18 protein-coding genes and 1 tRNA gene are annotated in these 18686 nt (G+C 31.4%); 7 read left to right on the forward strand and 12 right to left on the reverse strand.

Going from position 1 to position 18686, the window contains the following annotated elements; translation table 11 throughout:
- Positions 1-130 precede the first annotated feature (130 nt).
- A complete protein-coding gene (gene gltX / locus LNP22_RS05115) occupies positions 131-1636 on the forward strand; it encodes a glutamate--tRNA ligase (protein ID WP_229975628.1) in 1506 nt (501 codons plus the stop codon).
- A 124-nt stretch (positions 1637-1760) separates the two neighbouring features.
- On the forward strand, positions 1761-2753 hold the full coding sequence (locus tag LNP22_RS05120) for an SPFH domain-containing protein (RefSeq protein WP_210667462.1): 993 nt from the start codon (positions 1761-1763) through the stop codon (positions 2751-2753).
- Positions 2754-2765: 12 nt separating this feature from the next.
- Here LNP22_RS05120 and LNP22_RS05125 read toward each other — a convergent pair whose 3' ends face one another.
- From LNP22_RS05125 to LNP22_RS05145, 5 genes are all read right to left on the reverse strand, one after another.
- Positions 2766-3020, reverse strand: a complete 255-nt coding sequence (locus tag LNP22_RS05125; RefSeq protein WP_210667461.1) for a DUF6327 family protein — start codon at positions 3018-3020, stop codon at positions 2766-2768.
- 3 nt (positions 3021-3023) lie between these two features.
- Positions 3024-3374 (reverse strand): competence protein, encoded by a 351-nt coding sequence (locus LNP22_RS05130; RefSeq protein ID WP_229975629.1) that lies wholly within the window; start codon positions 3372-3374, stop codon positions 3024-3026.
- A 138-nt stretch (positions 3375-3512) separates the two neighbouring features.
- A complete protein-coding gene (locus LNP22_RS05135; protein ID WP_210667459.1) occupies positions 3513-3839 on the reverse strand; it encodes a YtxH domain-containing protein in 327 nt (108 codons plus the stop codon).
- A 79-nt stretch (positions 3840-3918) separates the two neighbouring features.
- Positions 3919-4395, reverse strand: a complete 477-nt coding sequence (locus LNP22_RS05140; RefSeq protein ID WP_229975630.1) for a hypothetical protein — start codon at positions 4393-4395, stop codon at positions 3919-3921.
- 903 nt (positions 4396-5298) lie between these two features.
- A complete protein-coding gene (locus LNP22_RS05145) occupies positions 5299-7413 on the reverse strand; it encodes a glutamine--tRNA ligase/YqeY domain fusion protein (protein ID WP_229975631.1) in 2115 nt (704 codons plus the stop codon).
- A gap of 105 nt (positions 7414-7518) precedes the next feature.
- Here LNP22_RS05145 and folB point away from each other — a divergent pair, with 105 nt between their 5' ends.
- Both folB and LNP22_RS05155 read left to right on the forward strand, forming a co-directional pair.
- Positions 7519-7878, forward strand: a complete 360-nt coding sequence (gene folB, locus LNP22_RS05150; RefSeq protein ID WP_229975632.1) for a dihydroneopterin aldolase — start codon at positions 7519-7521, stop codon at positions 7876-7878.
- Positions 7879-7960: 82 nt separating this feature from the next.
- Positions 7961-8031, forward strand: a tRNA-Cys gene (locus LNP22_RS05155).
- A gap of 375 nt (positions 8032-8406) precedes the next feature.
- Here the strand turns inward: LNP22_RS05155 and LNP22_RS05160 are convergent.
- From LNP22_RS05160 to rnr, 3 genes are read right to left on the reverse strand one after another with little or no spacing between them, the layout of a single operon-like run.
- Positions 8407-9084 (reverse strand): LysE family translocator, encoded by a 678-nt coding sequence (locus LNP22_RS05160; RefSeq protein WP_229975633.1) that lies wholly within the window; start codon positions 9082-9084, stop codon positions 8407-8409.
- A gap of 14 nt (positions 9085-9098) precedes the next feature.
- Positions 9099-9767 (reverse strand): head GIN domain-containing protein, encoded by a 669-nt coding sequence (locus LNP22_RS05165; RefSeq protein WP_229975634.1) that lies wholly within the window; start codon positions 9765-9767, stop codon positions 9099-9101.
- 23 nt (positions 9768-9790) lie between these two features.
- Positions 9791-11971, reverse strand: a complete 2181-nt coding sequence (rnr, locus tag LNP22_RS05170) for a ribonuclease R (protein ID WP_229975635.1) — start codon at positions 11969-11971, stop codon at positions 9791-9793.
- Between the two features lie 107 nt (positions 11972-12078).
- On the opposite strand from rnr, the gene LNP22_RS05175 reads away from it, so the two are divergent.
- A complete protein-coding gene (locus tag LNP22_RS05175) occupies positions 12079-12312 on the forward strand; it encodes a putative signal transducing protein (RefSeq protein WP_229975636.1) in 234 nt (77 codons plus the stop codon).
- An 888-nt stretch (positions 12313-13200) separates the two neighbouring features.
- Entirely contained in the window at positions 13201-13632 is a 432-nt protein-coding gene (gene rpiB, locus LNP22_RS05180; protein ID WP_229975637.1) for a ribose 5-phosphate isomerase B, read from the forward strand.
- Positions 13633-13787: 155 nt separating this feature from the next.
- On the opposite strand, the gene LNP22_RS05185 is transcribed toward rpiB, so the two are convergent.
- Positions 13788-14057: a DUF1294 domain-containing protein gene (locus LNP22_RS05185; protein WP_229975638.1), complete on the reverse strand. Its 270-nt coding sequence runs from the start codon at positions 14055-14057 to the stop codon at positions 13788-13790.
- Between the two features lie 117 nt (positions 14058-14174).
- On the opposite strand from LNP22_RS05185, the gene LNP22_RS05190 reads away from it, so the two are divergent.
- Entirely contained in the window at positions 14175-16298 is a 2124-nt protein-coding gene (locus tag LNP22_RS05190) for a Tex family protein (RefSeq protein WP_229975639.1), read from the forward strand.
- A gap of 38 nt (positions 16299-16336) precedes the next feature.
- Here LNP22_RS05190 and LNP22_RS05195 read toward each other — a convergent pair whose 3' ends face one another.
- From LNP22_RS05195 to LNP22_RS05205, 3 genes are all read right to left on the reverse strand, one after another.
- Entirely contained in the window at positions 16337-17680 is a 1344-nt protein-coding gene (locus tag LNP22_RS05195; protein WP_229975640.1) for an alpha/beta hydrolase family protein, read from the reverse strand.
- Between the two features lie 105 nt (positions 17681-17785).
- Positions 17786-18373 (reverse strand): YIP1 family protein, encoded by a 588-nt coding sequence (locus LNP22_RS05200; protein ID WP_229975641.1) that lies wholly within the window; start codon positions 18371-18373, stop codon positions 17786-17788.
- A gap of 2 nt (positions 18374-18375) precedes the next feature.
- Positions 18376-18642, reverse strand: a complete 267-nt coding sequence (locus LNP22_RS05205; RefSeq protein ID WP_210667442.1) for a DUF2089 family protein — start codon at positions 18640-18642, stop codon at positions 18376-18378.
- Positions 18643-18686: the final 44 nt, after the last annotated feature.

Genomic DNA, 18686 nt, shown 5'->3' on the forward strand with positions numbered 1-18686 from the left:
AGTAATTATAACGATAAGTCTGAAAGTCAAAAGACGAAAGTCAAAAGTTATGATCTTGACCTAAAAGCTTTCAGACTTTCGACTTATGACTTTTGACTAATATTGTATCTTTGCATCAAAATTTAAACAAATGTCAAAGCAAGTTCGTGTGCGTTTTGCACCAAGTCCAACAGGACCATTACATATTGGCGGAGTTCGTACTGCCCTATTTAATTATTTATTTGCCAAAAAAAACAATGGTGTTTTTTATCTAAGAATTGAAGATACAGACCAAACTCGTTTTGTTTCCGGAGCTGAAGCTTACATTATGGAAGCATTAGAATGGTTAGGAATTGCACCCGATGAGACAGTTGGAAAAAACGAGAAGTTTGGTCCGTACAGACAAAGTGATCGCAAACATTTGTACCAAACGTATGCAGATCAACTGATCAATTCAGGTTGGGCGTATTATGCTTTTGATACACCAGAAACTCTAGATGCTTTGAGAAAAGAACAAGAAGCTGAAGGAAAAACATTTATTTACAATCATACAATCCGTGAAAAGTTAGATACCTCTTTGGTAATTTCTGCTGAAGAAGTAGCTAAACGAATTACCAACGGAGAACATTATGTAATCCGTTTTAAAACTCCCGTTGACGAAACTTTGCATTTAAAAGACATTATTCGTGGTGATGTAAAATTTGAAACCAGTTTACTTGATGATAAAGTATTGTTTAAAAGTGATGGAATGCCAACCTACCATTTAGCCAATATTGTAGATGATCATTTGATGGAAACTTCACACGTGATTCGTGGTGAAGAATGGTTGCCATCGATGCCACTTCACGTTTTATTGTACAGAGCTTTTGGTTGGGATGCGCCAGAATTCGCACATTTACCTTTAATTTTAAAACCGATTGGAAACGGAAAATTATCTAAAAGAGACGGTGATAAGTTAGGGTTTCCCGTATTTCCATTAGAATGGAAAACAGAAGAAGGAATTTCATCCGGTTACAGAGAGAATGGATTCTTCCCAGAAGGTGTTATAAACTTCCTTGCACTTTTAGGTTGGAATGACGGAACCGATAAAGAATTATTTTCTTTAGAAGAATTAGTGGAAGCTTTTGACTTGAACAGAGTGCATAAATCGGGAGCAAAATTTGATCCTGAAAAAAACAAATGGTTCAATCATCAATATTTAATCAAACAAAATAATGAAGAATTAGCGAAAGACTTCACTCCTACTTTGACTGAAAAAGGTGTTGATATTTCTAAATTCGATATAACCAGAATCGTTTCATTAATTAAAGAAAGAGCTCATTTCGTTTCAGAATTTTGGGATTTAACAGATTTCTTTTTCCAAGCTCCAACATCTTATGATGAAAAAGCAAGTAAAAACTGGAAAGAAGAAACGCCAACGTTAATGCAGGAATTGATTTCAGTTTTAGAAAATATTGAAGATTTTACATCAGCAAATATTGAAACTATAGTGAAAGATTGGATGACTAAAAACGAGATTGGAATGGGGAAAGTGATGCAGCCTTTTCGTCTAAGTTTGGTTGGAGCATTGAAAGGTCCTCACCTATTTGACATTGTAGAAATCATAGGAAAAGAAGAAACTATTTCTAGAATTCAGAAAGCAATAAGTACATTATAAAAGATAAAATTTATAATCAGAAACGCTAAGTAATATTAACAAAATGTTCTTAGCGTTTTTTTATATCAATAAATAGCAGAAATTTCGTAAATTACCGAACCTTAAAACTTAAATCAATATCATTATGAACATTCCATTTATTATCATTATTGTATTTCTTTTATTTATTTTCCTCTCCTCTTTTTTTACTGTCAAACAACAATCTTCAGTTGTTATAGAAAGATTCGGTAAATTTTTGAGTGTTAGAAATTCAGGATTACAACTTAAAATTCCGATTGTTGACAGAATTGCTGGACGCGTGAATCTTAAAATTCAACAGTTAGATGTTATCATCGAAACCAAAACCAAAGACAACGTTTTTATCAAAATGAAAGTTTCGGTGCAATTTAAAGTAATCCAGGAAAAAGTATATGATGCTTTTTACAAATTAGAATATCCTCACGATCAGGTTACCGCTTATGTGTTTGATGTCGTTCGAGCAGAAGTTCCAAAACTAAAACTGGATGATGTTTTTGAGAGAAAAGACGATATCGCTATCGCTGTAAAAAGAGAATTGAATGAGGCGATGACAACTTACGGATATGATATTATTAATACTTTAGTAACCGATATTGATCCGGATATTCAGGTAAAGAATGCTATGAACAGAATCAACGCAGCCGACAGAGAGAAAACTGCAGCTGAATTTGAGGCAGAAAGCTCAAGAATTAGAATCGTTGCAAAAGCAAAAGCTGAAGCTGAAAGTAAACGTTTACAAGGTCAAGGTATTGCAGATCAACGTAGAGAAATTGCAAGAGGTTTGGTAGAAAGTGTTGAAGTTTTGAATAAAGTTGGAATCAATTCGCAAGAAGCTTCTGCCCTGATTGTCGTTACTCAGCATTACGATACGTTGCAGGCTATTGGTGCAGATGCAAATTCTAACCTTATTTTATTACCAAACTCTCCTCAAGCAGGAAGTGATATGCTCAATAATATGGTGGCTTCTTTCTCTGCTTCAAACCAGGTGGGTGAAATGATGAAGAAAACCAACAGACAAAAAAGCGAAAAACCTAAAAAAATAGAGCCACTACAATCTGGTTATGAAGACGATATTCAACCAGAAACAAAACCATCATAAAAAAAAAGAGGCTTAATTGCCTCTTTTTTTATTTATAAACCAACCAAGTACATAAGGTAAAACCGTTTGTAGAATGGTCGTATACGAATTTGAAAAGTAATCAGTGTATGAAGAAATAAAACCATTTACAATTTTTTCAGGTGTTATACTCTCTTTGGTTTTTTCGAAACTTAAAATTAGTTTATTGTAATTGATCTCCTTCTCTAATTTCAGAATTTCAAGTTCCCGATCAATTTCAGCATATGATGCGTATTTTTTTGTTTCCATAAATTAATCGTTAAAAAAGATTTCTGAAAATTTCTCTAAAATTGGTCCTTCAACAATTTTGTCTTTAATCAATAAAAGTAAAATTGTGGCCAATAAATAAATACCACCTACTGCCAAAAATCCCAAAGTATAACTTCCGAACCAATTACTAAGAGCAAAACCGGCAGCGACTGAGCCAAAAAGTAAAACCATACTAAAGCACAATAAAACTAAAGTAAACTTCAAAATTAAAGTAGTCGATTTCATAGCTACCTTAAAACCCCAAAGTTTATAATAAGCCATGTGACTCTTAAAATAAACATTGGCTTGATCCTGAATATTTTCGGTATGTTCTTTTAATTCTTCAAAAGCCATAATATTTTTTTTAGTTGAAAAAATAAGCACAAAATACACTATTAAATAGTTGTACCTTAATTAAAAGTAACTAAAATAATCTGAAATACAACTACTACAACAAAAGTGAACTTTGTGCTTACAATAAATTTAGGTGCTTTACTTTTGAAGTTTAGCGTTTTGAGCCTTTAAATCTGCAAGTTTAGATTCTAGAAAAGTAATCACCTCCTCAGTTTTATAACTCATATTCGAAAGTAACTCTCCGTAAGTTCCGTCAAGATTTTCTTTAGCACTTGTAAATTTTTCACGAAGAACATCAGAACCCGCACTAAGACTATCTTTCAAATTATCTGTTGCATCGTCTAAACCTTCCTTAATTTTTGCACGAGTTTTAGAACCTTTATCCGGAGCGAACAAAATTCCGATCCCAGCTCCTATTGCTGCTCCAGCTAAAATTGCGGCAATTGTATTTACATTTTTTGACATGACATTTTTATTTAAAAAGATTATTAAAGATACTTATTTTTTAAGTATAAATTATTGATTTAAAGTTATTTACATAAATTTAATATGCATAAGCTACTGCTTCGTACTTTCCGTCGTTCTCAACAATCGTTACAAAAGGATAACCATTTGAAGCCGACTGAGTTTTTACACGATTCCTGGTATGCTTTACGTTTGCCATTGGCGGTTCACCTTTTGTTTTAGTTGAAACTCCTTTAAAATTAGCGACTTGCTTGAGTCCGATTGTCTTTTCTTTTGGCAACACTTGTACTAGTTTATAATCAGATTTTGAATCGACCACAATTCTATCCGTTATTTTTTGTGTAAGATTTGTTTGTTTATTGGTAATTTGTGAAACAGCATATTTGCTAATTTTGATTTCTTCAAAACTTCCGTCTAAAGAATAATGAAGCATATCATTTTCGTATTTGATAAAATTGACATCTAACTGTTCTCCATTGTGTTTCAGAATTTGATGTGTTTGAGAAAAAGCCATATTGGCGAATAAAAAAGATAGCGTAAAAAGAATAGTTTTCATAATTGATATATTTTGAATTAAATTGAATTATGTCAGACAAAAATCCAGATTTGAAATAAACAACAAAAATTATTTCATGTTATTTTAAAAATTACGAAATAAGATTGAAAACTACTTTTACGCCAGAATAGTATCAAACTCAAACCGCAATAGAAATTAGAACATAAAAAAGTTTTTTAGAAATCACTTTTAGAATTTAGCTTTAAAACCAAAAATTCGTCATTTAAAAATTTTAAAGAAAACTCAGTTGGGTTTCTTAAGTGAAAATTCAATTCGTGAAAAATCGTAACAGACTTTTTGTATAACTATAAAAATAGCAACTTTATAAACAATTGAATGTTAACAACCCGTTAAACTAGCTAAAAGAACAGCTAAAATTAAAATAAAAGCTTCTATTGAAACAATTTTTAAAAGATGATTTATGAGGTGGAAGAACTAAAAAAATGCTTTAAAATTACGCTATTAAAGCCTTTATTAATTATAATAATCTATCAAAATATAAAAAATGATAGTTTTTAAAAATAATCAATAAATATAATTTAAAAAATATTTTATATCATTAAAATTGATATTATATCAAAGCCTAAATTTTGACAAAAGTCATGTTTTTAAAAACAAAAAAGACTTCATTTTAATTGAATAGTAAAGATTAAACTTTATAAACAATCCGTTGTTAATAACTGTAAATACTGGCTAAATCTGAATCTAAAACTAAAATGAGCGTCATAAATTAAGTATTTTTAAAAAGACAATACATTAGTCCAAAAAATAAAAAAAGATGCTTAAATCTAATTTATGAAAGTTATTTTTTAAATAAAAAATCTATTAAAAATAGATTTTAAATAGATAATAATAATAAGAAAAGCGCCTGTAAAAAGCGCTTTTCAATAGATTATGATGATATTATTTAATCATTAGAGATAAAATCTCCGTTTCTTTTTCTGAAACACTTTTAGGAGGATTTGAATATAATTTGAAAATATCATCTTCAAATTGTTTTTTTAAACTTGCGTCTTCTATATCTCTCAAATTTAAAAGTGCTTTTGATCTCACATAAGTAGATTCACTTCTCAGAGACATTGCATATAATTTTTTTATATCTTCTTCTTCAAAATCTGAAGACTTCCATTTAGAATATTTCAAAATAAATTGAGCAAACAATAATGAACCCTTATTATTATTGATATTTTTCTTTAATGAATTTTGCAATAAAGAAAAACTGGAAATTGTCGAAATACTCTCTCCTATCGCACTTTCTATTGCAATACGATCTTCTTTAGTTTCAACTTTAAAATATTTATTAATTTCTTTTAAAGAATTATTGATGCTGTTTTCTTCTTTTTTACCCTTTTCTTCCCAGGCATCTTTTAGTCCAACTGTTCTGTTAAATACTAATTTTGAAGCATTTGAATCTTTATCAACAGTAAAATAACCCAAACGCTGAAACTGAAATTTGTCTTCATTTTGAACTGTCGCCAAACTTGGTTCTAAAAAGCCAGTTACAATTTCTAAAGAGTTTGGATTTACAAAATCCAAGAAATTTTTATCTTTATAACTGTCAGGAGCTTCATCTGTAAATAGACGATCATATAGCCGAACTTCAGCTTTCAAAGCATGCTGAATAGACACCCAATGCAAGGTTCCAGACACTTTTCTTTGGCTTGCTTCTGTACCGCTTCCGCTCAAAGAATCAGTATCATACGTTACGTGAATTTCTGTAATGTTTCCTTCTGAATCTTTTATAACACTTTCTCCTTTAATGATATACGCATTTTTAAGACGTACTTCTTTACCTAAAGTCAAACGGAAAAACTTTGCTGGAGCATCTTCTAAAAAGTCTTCTCTTTCAATAAATAATTCACGGGAAAAAGGAACTTTTCTAAATCCAGCGCTCTCATCTTCCTGATTATTCTCCGCTTCCAACCACTCTTCTTTTCCTTCCGGATAATTCGTAATAACCAATTTTACCGGATCTAAGACAGCCATAACACGAGGTGCAATTTTGTTTAAATCTTCACGAATACAAAACTCCAAAACTGATACATTTATCAAATTATCACGTTTAGCAATACCAATTGTATTGGCAAAATTACGCAGAGATGCAGCAGTATAACCACGTCTACGCAATCCAGAAATAGTAGACATTCTTGGATCGTCCCAACCGTTAACATGTTTTTCCTTAACTAGTTGCTGTAATTTTCTTTTACTAACAACAGTATGCGATAAGTTACGTCTTGCAAATTCTCTTTGCTTCGGACGCAATTTAGTATCTTCTGAAATTTGATCTAAAAACCAATCGTACAATTCACGATGAGGCAAAAATTCTAGTGTACAAAATGAATGTGAAATTTGTTCTAAATAATCACTTTGTCCGTGCGCCCAATCGTACATGGGATAAATTTTCCAAGTATCACCAGTTCTATGATGATGCTTGTGTAAAATTCTGTACATAATAGGATCCCGCATCAACATATTGGTAGATTTCATATCTATTTTTGCTCGCAAAATATGAGTTCCCGCTTCAAATTCGCCGTTTTTCATTCTTTCGAATAAATCTAAATTTTCTTCAACAGAACGATTTCTAAACGGACTATCTGTTCCAACTGTAGATGGAGTTCCTTTTTGAATGGCCATATCTTCAGAAGATTGACTGTCTACATACGCCTTATCTTTTTTAATTAATTCAACAGCCCAATCATATAATTGCTGAAAATAATCAGAAGCATAACGTTCTTCAGACCACTTGAAACCCAACCATTCGACATCTTTTTTGATTGCATCTACAAATTCCTGCTCTTCTTTTTCAGGATTTGTATCATCAAATCTTAAATTTACAGGTGATTGATAATCAATACCTAATCCGAAATTTAATGCAATAGAACTTGCATGACCAATGTGTAAATAACCATTTGGTTCTGGTGGAAAACGAAAATGAAGTTTACTGTTTGGTAAACCTGATTTTAAATCTTCTTCTATGATTTGTTCAATAAAATTAAGTGATTTCTCTTCTGATGCCATTATTTTATAGTAATTTTAGCAAAGATAAAAAAAAGGTTTCAGGTTTCGGGTTTAAAGTTATTTAAGTGCCATTCAACCTAAAACTTTCAATAAAAAACTACTAAAATGGGAATTATAAAATTAAAAAATATCAAAACTTTTTCGTACCACGGATGCATGATCGAGGAGGGAAAAATTGGTTCAGACTACACAGTTGATTTAAAAATTAAAACCAATTTACAGCAATCTGCTGACTCAGATAATCTTTCTGATACGGTAGATTATGTGCATTTGAATAAAATTGTTACCGAAGAAATGGCTATTCGAGCTCACTTATTAGAACATGTAGCCAAAAGAATCAATAATAGAATATTGGCTGAAATTCCTACTGTTGAAAAAACTACCGTTTCGGTTTCTAAAATTAATCCTCCAATTGGTGGTGATGTTGAATCAGTTACCATAAAAATGGCAGAAATAAGAAAGTAATTGATTATATTTTTTTAAAATAGTTTACATTAAACTTTTGAAGTTTAAAGATTTTAGTTACTTTTGCCGTCCGTTCAAGTATGGCGTCGTGGCCGAGCGGCTAGGCTGGGCTCTGCAAAAGCTCCTACTCCGGTTCGAATCCGGACGATGCCTCTAAAACCTCTAAATTTTTTTAGAGGTTTTTTTTATGTGTAATTTTTAGAAAAAATTAATTAAATATAATCTTCGAATCTGGACGATGCCTCTAAAACCTCTAAATTTTTTTAGAGGTTTTTTTAAGTGTAATTTTTAGAAAAAATTAATTAAATATAATCTTCGAATCTGGACGATGGCTCTAAGAACCTTCAAGGAAACTTGAGTTTTTTTGTCTTTGCGAGGAACGAAGCAATCTCATTAAACTAAGCATAACAACATTTATTAACTAATAAAAGTGAGATTGCTTCGTTCCTCGCAAAGACATTGAGGCTTAATTACAAAAAAACCTCTGAAATTCAGAGGCTTTATAATATCATTTTGAGTTATTAACAACTACTTCTCAATCTTCTCAAAAGCATTTTTTACCATTTCTTTTTCTTTAGGAAACCAACCTTGTACGATTAAAACAAATCCAAAGATCATCAAAACAATACTGATTCCTTTTTTGATTTTAAGAATGTTTGTTGGAGTCATTTTTGATTTTAACTGTTTGGCTAATAATATTTTAAGACAATCCACCAACAAATAAGTAATAATAACTGCAGTAAAAAAAGTCATCATTCTTGAATTCTGCATTTCTAATTTTGGCCCAATTGAGATAATTACAGCCATCCAAAAACCTAACACACCGATGTTTATAACATTCAACAAAAAACCTTTTACAAACAAACTTCCATAGTTTCTTTTGATAATATCACGATCAATTTCTTCTACATTTATTTTTTCATCTTTCCTTAATTTAACAAAAGAAATGATTCCGTACGCTAACATAATGATACCTCCAAAAATAAAAAGCGCCGGTTTGTCTTTTAAACTCTGAATTAATCTGTAACTTCCTAAATAAGCAACTGCAATAAAAACAATATCGCCCAAAACTACACCCAGATCAAAAACGATCGCAGCTCTAAATCCTTTGGTAATACTGGTTTCTAGTAGTATAAAAAATACTGGACCCACCATAAAACTTAAAAATAGCCCCCATGGCAGTCCAGCTAAAATATCATTTATCATTCAAATACAATTTTTTATTTTACCTCTTCAATTTTACCTCCAAAAACTGTTTTTTGATTAATTTGTTTCGGTTTTCCATAGATGTAAATAGAGCCACCTGCGCTTACTTTTGCTTCAACAAGCGTACTTGCATTTACATCTGCTTTTCCTCCAGCAGAAACACTTACATTAGTCTGAGACGTACTTAATTTACTTGCTAATAAATATCCTCCCGCACCTAATTTTGCATCCTGATTATCAGCTTTACCTGATAACGTAATTTCTCCACCGGATACAGAACTTACATTTAGTTTATCTACAGCTACATCTACGTTGATTTTTCCTCCTTCTTGCGCACTAACTTTAAAAGACGTTGCTTTAATGGTTTCCTTACTAGAAACTGTGGCACCTTCGTTAACATCTATTAATTCTAAATGTTTATAATACACCGTAATATCAAGATCATCACCTGATAATAATTTAGGAAAAGGCATTCTTAATTTTAATAATCCAGACTTATTAACAACCTCTACTTCTGACTCTCGAGCTCCTTTGATCACAATCTTATTTTCTGAAGACTGAACTAATTTTACACTTAATTTATCAAAAACTTTTACCGAATCAAAATCTCCTAATTCTTTGGTTACCTGACCAAAAGACATTTGTGCAACTAATAGTGCAACTCCTATTACTAATCTTTTCATTTTCATCATTTTTAAATTAATATTTATTCTGCTCTTCGTAAAAAATGAAAATCTAATTGTTTTTTTACTAAATCAGCATTTTTTACTTTCACATAAATTTCATCTCCTAACTGTAAAATACTATCTGAAGTTGCTCCAACCAAAGCATATTGCTTTTCATCGAAAGTATAATAATCATCTTTAATTTCTCTGATTCTTACCATTCCCTCACATTTGTTAGACACAATCTCTACATAAATTCCCCATTCGGTAACACCGGAAATAACACCCAAAAATTCTTCGTCCTGATGATCCTGCATGTATTTTACCTGCATGTACTTGATACTATCACGTTCAGCATTAGTTGCTAAACTTTCCATATTCGAACAATGCAGACATTTGGTTTCATAAATTTCTTCGTCTACAGATTTTCCTCCATCCAAATAAAATTGCAGCAAACGATGTACCATAACATCAGGATAACGACGAATTGGCGAAGTAAAATGACTATAATAATCAAACGCCAAACCATAATGACCAATATTTTCTGTTGAATATTTGGCTTTACTCATACTTCTAATCGCTAAAGTATCGATTAAATTTTGTTCTTTTTTACCGTTTACTTCTTCCATCAAAGCATTCAGCGATTTAGAAATATCTCCTTTATTACGGAAATCTATTTTATAACCGAACTTTGCAATTACACTTGCCATTGCAATCAATTTATCTTCATTTGGTTCATCATGTATTCTGTACACAAATGTTTTTTTCTGTTTTCCAATGTATTCAGCCACTTTTCTGTTGGCCAAAAGCATAAATTCTTCAATAAGATGGTTGGCATCTTTAGAAACTTTAAAATAAACGCCTTCTGGTTCGCCTTCGGCATCCAAATTGAATTTTACTTCCACTTTATCAAAAGAAATAGCACCATTTGCCATTCTTTTCTTTCTTAAAATCTTAGCCAGTTCATCTAATTTTAAAGTTGCAGCAACAATTTCATCAGAAACAACATAAGAATCTCCAGTGATGGAAATGTCAACCGGAATGATATTGTCTTTAGTTTCGATGATATATTGTGCTTCTTCATAAGCAAATCGCTGGTCTGAATAAATAACAGTTCTTCCAAACCATTGGTTCATGACTTTTGCATCTTCTGAAACTTCAAAAACAGCCGAAAAAGTATATTTTTCTTCTTGCGGACGCAACGAACAGGCAAAATTAGACAAAACTTCAGGAAGCATTGGTACTACTCGATCTACAAGATATACCGAAGTTGCACGTTGAAAAGCTTCATCATCTAATATTGTTCCTTCTTCAAGATAATGTGAAACATCGGCAATATGAATTCCGATTTCGTAATTACCATTATCTAATTTTTTGAAAGACAAGGCATCATCAAAATCTTTGGCATCTTTAGGATCAATCGTAAAAGTGAGTGTTTCTCGCATATCACGACGTTTTGCAATCTCACTTTCTTGGATAGAAGTATCTATTTTTTGAGCATATACCTCTACTTCCACCGGAAAATCTGATGGCAAACCGTATTCAGCCAAAATAGCATGAATCTCAGTATTATGTTCACCTGGTTTTCCTAAGACCTTGATCACAGAACCAAACGGACTATCGGCTCTTTTTGGCCAATCTTCGATAGTAACCAAAACGACATCACCATTTTCTGCACCTCCAAATTTATCTTTTGGAATAAAAATATCCGTGTACATTTTAGGATTTGCAGTAGATACAAAAGCAAAATTGGGCTGAATATCTATTACACCAACAAAATCTGTTTTGTTTCTTTCTATAACTTCAATTACTTCACCTTCAGGTCTTTTACCTTTTCTCCTGTTATAAACATAAACTTTTACTTTGTCTTTGTCTAAAGCTCTGTTTAAATTATTGGTAGGAATAAAAACATCCTCACTAAAATCGGGACAAACAAAATATGCCGTTTTTCTGCTGGTCATATCAATTGTTCCTTCGTAATAATCCAGGCTTTCTGCTTTTACTAAATATTTACCCGGTTCAGATTCAATAATTTTTTTTGAAGCTGCTAGAATCTTTAAATCTTTTATAATTTGATTTCTACTTTTGGTATCATCAAGTTCAAGCTTTGCTCCTATTTGTTTGTAATTAAATGCTTTATTAGGACTTTGCGATAAAATTTTTACTATTTTGGCAGAGAAATCAGTCTCATTTTTTATCGGCTTTCTAATTTTCTTATTCATATATCTTTTCTTAAAAAGTTAAAATTACAAATAAGATACCAGATTATAGATTTTACCAAATAAATTATTAAAATTATAACTTTAGTATCTTTACAAAAAGACCCTTTATGGAAAGCTTTAAAACCATTGCAATATTCAATTTTGTACACGAAACCGTTGTACTCAAACATTTATTAGAACAAGAAGGGATTGCTTATTTTTTTGAAAACGAAATCACTTTATCTATTGTTCCTTTCTACAATTCGGCACTTGGCGGTATCAAACTTAAAATTCATCCCAACGATTTCGAGAGAGTTCAGGAAATTCTCGACAATCTTAATAACCCACTTAAAATTGTTTAAACCGATCTCTTTTTCAATTTTAAAAAAATAATTTTCGTTTTAAACTTTCAAAGTTGTCAACATATATTAAACACAACAAAAAGAAAAATTTAAATTTAATTAATTTTTGATGGTTATTATAGCGTGTTAATATGTCATATAAATTTATTTTTAAAAGCATAGAAATCAAGTTTTGCTTACTTATATAGAGTTATCAACATAGTTATTTTTAGGTAAAGGATTAATTTTTAAGTCTTTTTCAATTTTAATTAACAACGGTTAACAACCAAAAATTGATTCATTTTGTAGATAACTTGATAACCTGAATTTTGTTGAAAATTGCATTTTTGATATTGATAACTTTTCTAAAAATTCATTAAACTTTATTAGGATTTTTAATTCCAGTTTTGGATTAGGTTTTTTTTCCATACCACCAAAAAAAACTTCTAATTTTCTATCTCAACTTATCAACAAATAATGTTAATTTAAAGTTAACTGAATATCAACGAATTAGGTTTTGGTATTAACAATCTAAAATTTTAACAAAAAAAATATTTATTTCTAATTGATTATCAGATTCTTATAGAGATATTAAGATTGTTGATAACCTATAAGGTTTTGATATAAAGCTAGTTGTAATTCAGCCTTGTTTTGTTGCGAGAAAACAAAGTTTTTATGCAAAGTTAATAAAGTTGAAATGTTTTAATATGTACAAATCTTTCTCAAAAATTAGTATTAAGTAAAGTTTTTTTTTGTCACGAATTACACTAGTACATTCGAATTTTATTTTTGACTATTAATAATGGTATTTAAAATTGAAAAAGAAAAAAATTGGTGAAAATTAGTGTAATTCGTGGCAGCCGTTTATTAATTCAGTAAATTTGCAACACACAACTTAATAGTATAAAAATGAAAATTTCGATAGGAAACGACCACGCAGGACCAGATTATAAAAAAGCCATTGTGGCGATGCTTAAAGCAAAAGGATATGAAGTAACCAATTATGGTACAGATTCTGAGGATTCAGTTGATTATCCGGATTTTGGACATCCTGTTGCCAATGATGTTTCGGAAGGAAAAGCTGATTTTGGAATTGTAATCTGCGGAAGCGGAAACGGAATTGCTATGACGGTTAACAAACATCCTAAAGTTAGAGCTGGTTTGTGCTGGACTAAAGAAATTGCGTATTTAACACGTTTACATAATGATGCCAATATTCTGAGCATTCCAGCTCGTTTTACCTCTATTCCCCAAGCGGTTGAAATTGTTGAAACTTTCTTAAGTACTGCATTTGAAGGAGGAAGACATCAAAGTAGAGTGAATAAAATCGCTTGCCAGTAAGAAGGCAAAAAAAAAAACGGGTGCTTCGCACCAAAATAATAAACACACCGGGCGAATTTTTAAATTCATCCGGTGTGTTTATTTAAATTCATTAAAACTATTTATTTAAGTATTTTATAAATAGATAGTTATGGAATTATTAACAATGTATTTGTTTAAAATTTATCGTTTAATTTTAGATAAATCAATAGGAGCTGGATTAATAAAATAAGAGTGAATTTTACAATAAATGAAGTTTTACTCGTTTTATGTCTAAAAAACAGCATTGCTAATAATAAACCGAGTGTTCCGCCAATTGCTTCAAATAAAAACAGGGTGTTTTCTGGAATTCTGCGTTTATTTTTTCTGGCTTGATATTTATCGTAACCAGCTATTATAAAGATGAAACTATTTACAATAAAAAAATATAGTAATAAAATATTCATTAGCTTAAAATTACAAACAAAGATATTATTTTAGCGGAATTATTGATCAATTTACCTTTTCATTTTAACAAGTAAATTATATATTTTTTATAAATAAGAAATTATTTCATTCATCAAATGACAAACATTCAATTCATTGCCAAGACTGTTCAAACAGCCGCAATTAACATTCAAAAAACGGTACAATTATTAGAAGAAGATTGTACGATTCCGTTTATTTCACGTTATCGAAAAGATACGACAGGAAATCTTGATGAGGTTCAGATTGAGCAAATTGCTAAACTGCAAAAAGAATACGAAGCAATTGTAAAACGAAAAGAAGCAGTTTTAAAATCTATAGAAGAGCAAAAATCACTTACTCCAGAATTGAAACAAAAAATCGATCAAAGTTTTGATTTACAAGAAATTGAAGATTTTTACCTTCCTTATAAAAAGAAGAAAAAAACCAAAGCCGATGTAGCTCGTGAATTTGGTTTAGAGCCTTTGGCAAAAATAATCATGTCGGAAAATGATGTGGATATCGATTTTATTTCGACCCAATATTTAAATGAAAATGTAATTAATGAAGAAGCTGCAATGCAAGGTGCGCGTGACATTGTTGCAGAATGGATTAACGAAAATATTTATGTTCGTAAACAATTGCGTAGATTATTTCAGCGTAAAGCAACAATTGGAACCAAAGTTGTAAAAAAGAAAGCAGAAGAAGAAGGAGCACAAAAATTCAGTCAATATTTTGATTGGGAAGAGCCTTTGACAAAAGCACCTTCGCACAGATTACTGGCCATGCTTCGCGCCGAAAATGAAGGTTTTGTAAAGTTGAAAGTAGATGTTGATATCGATGAAGCATACGATATAATTGACGAAATTATCATTAAAAAACAAAACAGTACCACGGCGCATTTACAGTTAGCAATTGAAGATAGTTACAAAAGATTGCTAAATCCAGCAATTGGAAACGAAACTTTGCAGGAAGCTAAAGCAAAAGCGGATGCCAATTCTATTCAGGTATTTGCCAATAATTTGGGTCAGTTGTTATTGGCGCCGCCTTTGGGCGAAAAACGTATTTTGGCAATCGATCCAGGATTTAGAAGCGGGTGTAAAGTAGTTTGTCTGGACGAAAAAGGCGATTTATTGTACAACGAAACCATTTATCCGCACGCACCTCAAAATGAAGAAGCTATGGCGATAAAAAAAATCCGCTCGATGGTCAATGCCTATCAGATTGATGCCATTTCGATCGGAAACGGTACTGCTTCTCGCGAAACCGAATTTTTCATAAAAAAAATCGCGTTTGACAAACCGCTACAAGTTTTTATAGTTTCTGAGGCTGGAGCTTCTGTGTATTCTGCTTCAAAAATTGCGCGAGAAGAATTTCCTAATTATGATGTTACGGTTCGTGGTTCGGTTTCTATCGGAAGAAGGCTCTCAGATCCTTTGGCCGAATTGGTAAAAATTGACCCGAAAGCCATCGGCGTAGGACAGTACCAACACGACGTTGATCAAACCAAACTAAAAGAAGAACTGGATGCGACGGTAATTCGCTGCGTGAACTCGGTTGGGATCAATATTAATACAGCGAGTAAACATTTGTTGAGTTACGTGAGTGGAATAGGAGAGAAGTTGGCCGAAAACATCGTGCAATACCGCTCGGAAAATGGACCTTTTGAAGACCGAAAACAGCTCAAAAAAGTGCCTCGCTTAGGCGAGAAAGCCTATCAGCAAGGCGCCGCTTTTATCAGGATTTCGAATGCTAAAAATCCTTTGGATAATTCTGCAGTACATCCAGAGGCTTATCCCGTAGTAGAGAAAATGGCAAAAGATTTGAAACTTTCGGTAAACGATTTAATTGCCAACAAACAAAAAACAGCCCTAATTAAGGCCGAAAACTATATTACTCCTGAAATTGGGTTATTAACCTTGAAGGATATCATCAAAGAGCTTGAAAAACCCGGATTAGACCCTAGAAAGTCGGCCAAAGTATTTGAATTTGATGCGAATGTAAAATCTATCAAAGACTTGAGAACCGGAATGATTTTACCTGGAATAGTAAATAACATTACCAATTTTGGTTGTTTTGTTGATATCGGAATCAAGGAAAGCGGATTGGTTCACATTTCTCAACTAAAAGCCGGCTTTGTAAGCGATGTAAACGAAGTTGTTAAGCTTCACCAACATGTTGATGTAAAAGTGACAGAAGTTGATGAGGATAGAAAGAGAATCCAGTTGACGATGGTACTATAAAAGACAAAAGCCCCTAAAAAAAATCGGGGCTTTTTATTCTATTTATCTAGAATCCAAGTACTCATTTTATCAAGCACTTTAGGAGAGATAGTTTGTTCTATTTCGGCATATTCAGCGAGTGCACCAGTTTTACATTCTTGAAACAGGTGATTCATTCCTTCGAATTCATAAGTTTCAAAATTTTTATTTTTGGCTTTTTTTAATGATTTTTCAATTGCGGCTAAGTTATCTTTTGCGGGAACTTGAAAATCTAAACTTCCATTGATTGCTAGCACAGGTATTTTTATTTGTGATACATACTTATCTGGATTAAAACTTATAAAGTATCTAAACCAAGTATTTTTCAACTGTTTCATATTGTCTTCGTTTATTTCTTCGCCTTCTTTGGTTAGAAAATTTTTTAAATCTTTTTCGTAATCATTTCCAGCGTAATTTTTTATAAAGGCAAATGTTTTTTGGTTTGATTGTAGTTCTTTTTGCAAATTTTCTTCCTTCATACCCATTAATTTTGATGATAAAAAAATTTGTTTAGCTAACAATTCATCGATAGGTGTTCCTGGACCAGCCATTAAAACCATAAAAGATACCTTTTTATTCAATGATGCCACTATTGGAGCAATCATTCCACCTTCGCTATGTCCTATTAATCCAATGTTTTGATAGCCTTTTTTTATCAAGAAGTCTACAGCAGCACTAATATCGGTAGCATAATTATAGGTCGTTTCACTTTTGCTACCTTGTGAGGAGCCACCTACCCCACGGTCATCCATTCTAAGAGTTGCAATTCCCTTTTTGGCAAAATCATCAGCAATAACAGCAAAAGGTTTGTGTCCAAAAAGCTCTTCATCACGATTTTGCCTACCAGAACCTGTTATCATGACTAAAATGGGTCTTTTTTTATCAAAATTTTTCGGTTCAGAGATTGTTCCTGCCAACGTATTTTTATCTGTTGGGTTTACAAAACTTATCTCTTCGGTAAGATAATTAAAAGGTGCTTTAGGGGTCTGAGGCCTTTTGATTTTATTTGTAGTTTCACCATCCTTTAGTTTTGTAAAAATCAAAGGCATTTCCATGCCACCTTGTTTAAAAATACCATCAATTGTTTCATTATTATATTTTCCTGAATAGCTAAGACCTAAAGAAGTAGCATCAAATAAGAGTTGATTTTCAATAAAGCTTATCGTAGAAATTGGAATATTAGTAGCACCTTGTTTTGGACTTTCTAGATTTGAAACGAGTTTATTACCATCTTTTTTGATATGAATAATCAATGGAAGTTTCATTCCTTGAACGTCTAATTCGCCTTGCCAAGAGCCTGTTATTTCTTGAGCGAAAATAAATTGAATGCTTAATAGCATTAGGGTTAAAATTTTTGTTTTCATGGTTTTCAATTTTTTATTTTAGACAATAGATTGTTAGCCTTTTACAAATGATTTAAATTTGAAAGGTATGTTAATAAGAATAGAATTTTGATTTTAGAGGTTATATCAAAGATTCAAATTTTGAATATAAACCTGATGAAAAAGTATAAAAAAGAATAATACTACTACAAATAAGGCAATGTGCTGCCATTTTTTAAAGTTAGTAGCTGTTTTAAAACCGTTATAAATCAAAACAAAACCGTAAATAATAATGGCTAGTAGTATCAACATGCAAAAGACCAATGGTAATAACTCTAGGGGATTTATTTTTAAAGTATTCGCTGCTTCGGCATTTGTTTTTAGATTTTTAGCCAAACTATTCATGCTAGTAATTTTTATACATAGTAAGATAAGAAAGTTAGGTGCTTGCGAAATTAAAATGGTATTTGTAATATCAATAAATCGTGTTTTTTTATTAATTATAAGCGCCAATAAAAAAAGAAAAATGATGGCAGAAACATTACTAATAGTAACCAACAAAAAGGCAGAGGTTAGGCTTAGGTTTTCATTTTCAGTAAAATGAAAGAGGCTATCCATTTGGATTTTTGTAAAAAAGCAAGTGAAAAAGTTGATAATGAAATACAAAACACCAGTAATAAACAATTGTTTCTCTGAAAATTTTGAAAACGGATTAAATAGAAATTTCCAATTCATGGTTATGATTTTAATTTTTTAATTTTTTCAATGAGGTCATCCATTTTATTCCGCATAGTAGGATAAGAGTTTCCAGCTTGTTTAGCCATTTCTTTGATACTTCCACTTGAAAGAAAAAATTCTAGAATAAAATCTTGATCTTCTCTACTTAATTTTAAATACAGTGGCAAATCATAAGTACCACTTACTTCGGTTTGACACTGATCGCATTTCATCATGCTTACTCGTAAAGCATTATCGCAACTTGGGCAATTAACTGGTAGTTTCATTTTAACAAAGTTAAATATATTTTTAACAAAGTTAAATATATATT

Source organism: Flavobacterium flavipigmentatum, from assembly GCF_020911905.1.
In the GTDB taxonomy this organism is placed as follows: Bacteria; Bacteroidota; Bacteroidia; order Flavobacteriales; family Flavobacteriaceae; genus Flavobacterium; species Flavobacterium flavipigmentatum.